Origin of the sequence: Sphingorhabdus sp. (assembly GCF_044239005.1) — a bacterium.
In the GTDB taxonomy this organism is placed as follows: Bacteria; Pseudomonadota; Alphaproteobacteria; order Sphingomonadales; family Sphingomonadaceae; genus Sphingorhabdus_B.
The window spans coordinates 1-3,140 of the sequence record NZ_JBIICH010000175.1 but is presented as its reverse complement, the minus strand read 5'-3'; the positions used below and the strand labels follow the sequence as shown (position 1 = coordinate 3,140).

Sequence of the window (3,140 nt, the reverse complement as noted above, 5' to 3'; positions counted from 1 at the left end):
ACAGACGAGATCAAGGTTCGCGTTCTGTTGGCTGGCGTTGGCGGTATCACGGAATCGGATATGCTGCTTGCTGCCGCGTCCAATGCGCCGCTGATCGGCTTTAACGTGCGTCCGAACAGCAAGGCTGCGGCGCTTGCGAAACGTGACCGGGTCCGGTTGAAATATTTCGATGTGATTTATCATCTGACGGCAGACATCGCCAAGGAAATGGCGGGCGAGCTTGGTCCGGAAATCATCGAAACCGTCGTTGGACGTGCAGAGGTCAAGGACGTGTTCAAGTCCGGCAAGCGCGACAAGGCCGCTGGTTTGCTGGTCACCGAAGGCATCATCAAAAAGGGCCTTCATGCACGTCTCACCCGCGAAGACGTCATCGTGTCGAAAACCACGATTGCCTCGCTCCGCCGGTTCAAGGACAATATCGACGAAGTTCGTGCTGGTCTCGAATGTGGTGTCGTGTTGGCGGATACCAACGACGTCAAGGCAGGCGATATGCTCGAGGTCTTTGAAGTCGAGGAACGTGAACGGACGTTGTGAGCTTAGCTCGAACCTGAAAGGGGAGCGGTATGGCCAAGCATAACGACACTGGTACCGAGGGCCGTTCCGTGCGGTTGCTGCGCGTAGGCGAACAATTCCGGCATATATTGTCGGAACTGCTCGCGCGCGGCGAAGTGCATGACGATGTTCTTAACAGCCACAGCGTCAGCGTGACCGAAGTGCGTATGTCTCCGGATTTGCGCCATGCAACGGCATTCATTAAGCCGCTGTTGGGGGCAAATGAAGAAAAGGTGCTGAAAGCACTGCGCACCAATACGGCGTTTTTCCAGAAAGAAGTCGCCTCGCGGGTGAGCATGAAATATGCGGCGAAGCTGAAATTTTTGGCCGACGATAGCTTCGACCAAGCCACGCATATCGAAGGCTTATTGGCACAGCCCAAGGTGCAACAAGATTTGACCGACGGCGAAGAATAATGGCCAAGCTATATTTCTACTACGCGTCGATGAACGCTGGCAAATCGACGACATTGCTGCAGGCGGCATTCAATTATGGCGAGCGCGGCATGCAGGTGATGCTGTGGACGGCCGCTATTGATGATCGCCCGGGTTTCGGAGCTATCAGCTCGCGCATTGGTCTCGCCGGCGATGCAAGCCGCTTTGAAAGCGACACGGATATCGAAAGCGCAGTCCTCACCAAGCACGCAGAGACGCCGCTCGCGTGCGTGCTGATCGACGAAGCGCAGTTTTTGACCAAAGAACAGGTTTGGCAGGCCGCAAGCTTGGCCGACAAGGCCGGTATTCCGGTTGTTTGCTATGGCTTGCGCACGGATTTTCAGGGCGAACTTTTCCCCGGATCGGCTGCATTGCTTGGCATTGCGGACAGCCTGGTTGAATTAAAAGGCGTGTGTGACTGCGGCCGCAAAGCGACGATGAATTTGCGCGTTGATGAAACAGGCAGAGCCGTTGTCGATGGCGCACAAACCGAAATTGGCGGCGATGATCGTTACGTTGCGATGTGCCGGAAGCATTTTAACGAGGCGCGCGGCTTAGGCTGACTTTTCATTTGCCGTTCATCCAGAAAGGCATATCGTCGTGCCTATGATGAAAAAAAACCATGCTCTCATTGTTGGTCGCGGCCGCCATCGCGGCGCCTCTGCATTCCAAAAGGCCGACCCCCTATGTCTGGCCCGAAGTCGGCGTGGAAACCAAGATCAATTTTCCCAATCACGGTGCGATCCGCAATTTCGAAGCTGATGGCAATGACGGCCTATGGCTGGAGGACCGGCAACGGCGCTGGTATTATGCCGAACTACTTGGTGGATGCCAGGAACTTGATTTCGCGCAAGCGATTGGGTTTGATACGCGCGGTTCGGCGACTTTCGACAGGTTCAGCACGATCGTCGTGGCTGGCGACAAATGCCAATTGGCGAGCCTTGTGACCGCCAATAAGCCTTTGCCGCGCAAAGAGCGCCTAAAGCTTCGCAAGCAAACATTGGCCGCAGGCAAGGATGCTGCGGCGCCTTCAAATTGACTTGATGCTACACCGCGCCCTAAAGGGCGTGCATGCATGGCTGGATCATCCTCGATAAACCGCTTGGTCTGGGTTCAACGCAGGCTGTTGCAGCGGTAAAGCGCAACTTGCGTTCCGCAGGCTTTGGCAAGGTCAAGGTTGGGCATGGCGGCACGCTTGATCCGCTCGCCACCGGTGTGCTCCCCATCGCATTGGGTGAGGCGACCAAATTATGTGGCCGGATGCTCGACGCGTCCAAGACTTATGATTTCACCATCTGCTTTGGGACGGAGACCAGCGGCCTAGATGCCGAGGGCGAGGTTGTTGCAACTTCGGACGTGCGGCCCACGCTGGATCAGGTGCAGCAAGCACTGGCGCAGTTCACGGGGCCGATTGAACAGATTCCGCCTGCTTATTCCGCGATCAAAATTGATGGCAAGCGCGCTTATGATCTGGCGCGGGCAGGGGAAGTGGTTGAGATGAAGTCGCGGGGCGTGACGGTCTATCAGCTCACCATTTGTCATGCTGAACTTGTTTCAGCATCTTACTTTGACCGTGATGAAAGTAAGACCCTGAAACAAGTTCAGGGTGACGCGCTTTTGGGTTCAATCACACTGACTGCCGACGTTTCCAAAGGCACGTACATCCGAAGCTTGGCGCGGGATATTGCCTATGCTTTGGGTACGGTCGGCCATGTCTCTATGCTGCGCCGCGTGCGTGCGGGTCCGTTCGCCCTGAATGGCGCGATTTCGCTGGACAAACTGAATGCATTCGGCCAAGGGGCAGCCCAAGAAGACATTATCTTGCCGATAGAGGCAGGGCTGGTCGACATCCCGGCTCTTGATCTCTCCCCGGAACAGGCAAGGGCGATCCAACAGGGTCGCGTCTTGACCGGGATTGCCATGAAAGATGGGCTACATTGGGCGAGGGACGCAGATTTGCGGCCTATTGCACTGGTGGAGAACATCGACGGTGCTTTAAAAACCGTTCGTGGCTTTAACCTAACTCCATGATGTTCGAAGGAAAAATATGTCAATTACTGCAGAACGTAAAGCACAGGTCATCAAAGAGCACGCACGCGAGCCAAATGATACCGGATCACCAGAAGTGCAGGTTGCAATCCTGACTGACCGTAT

The 3,140-nt window shown here is 55.5% G+C and carries 5 protein-coding genes and 1 pseudogene; all 6 read left to right on the top strand.

Going from position 1 to position 3,140, the window contains the following annotated elements; translation table 11 throughout:
- Positions 1 to 534, top strand: a pseudogene (locus tag ACILQA_RS10580) (translation initiation factor IF-2); the annotation flags it as partial.
- 29 nt (positions 535 to 563) lie between these two features.
- A complete protein-coding gene (gene rbfA, locus ACILQA_RS10575) occupies positions 564 to 968 on the top strand; it encodes a 30S ribosome-binding factor RbfA (RefSeq protein ID WP_395629654.1) in 405 nt (134 codons plus the stop codon).
- Positions 968 to 1,549, top strand: a complete 582-nt coding sequence (locus tag ACILQA_RS10570) for a thymidine kinase (RefSeq protein ID WP_395629653.1) — start codon at positions 968 to 970, stop codon at positions 1,547 to 1,549. Before rbfA ends, ACILQA_RS10570 begins: the two co-directional genes overlap by 1 nt.
- 59 nt (positions 1,550 to 1,608) lie before the next feature.
- Entirely contained in the window at positions 1,609 to 2,025 is a 417-nt protein-coding gene (locus tag ACILQA_RS10565) for a DUF6491 family protein (RefSeq protein ID WP_395629652.1), read from the top strand.
- A gap of 32 nt (positions 2,026 to 2,057) precedes the next feature.
- The gene (gene truB / locus ACILQA_RS10560) at positions 2,058 to 3,017 is read left to right on the top strand and encodes a tRNA pseudouridine(55) synthase TruB (protein ID WP_395629651.1); all 960 of its coding nucleotides are present in this window, start codon (positions 2,058 to 2,060) and stop codon (positions 3,015 to 3,017) included.
- Positions 3,018 to 3,033: 16 nt separating this feature from the next.
- Positions 3,034 to 3,140, top strand: a 107-nt coding sequence (locus ACILQA_RS10555; protein ID WP_395629655.1) for a 30S ribosomal protein S15, incomplete at its 3' end; no start/stop codon positions are given.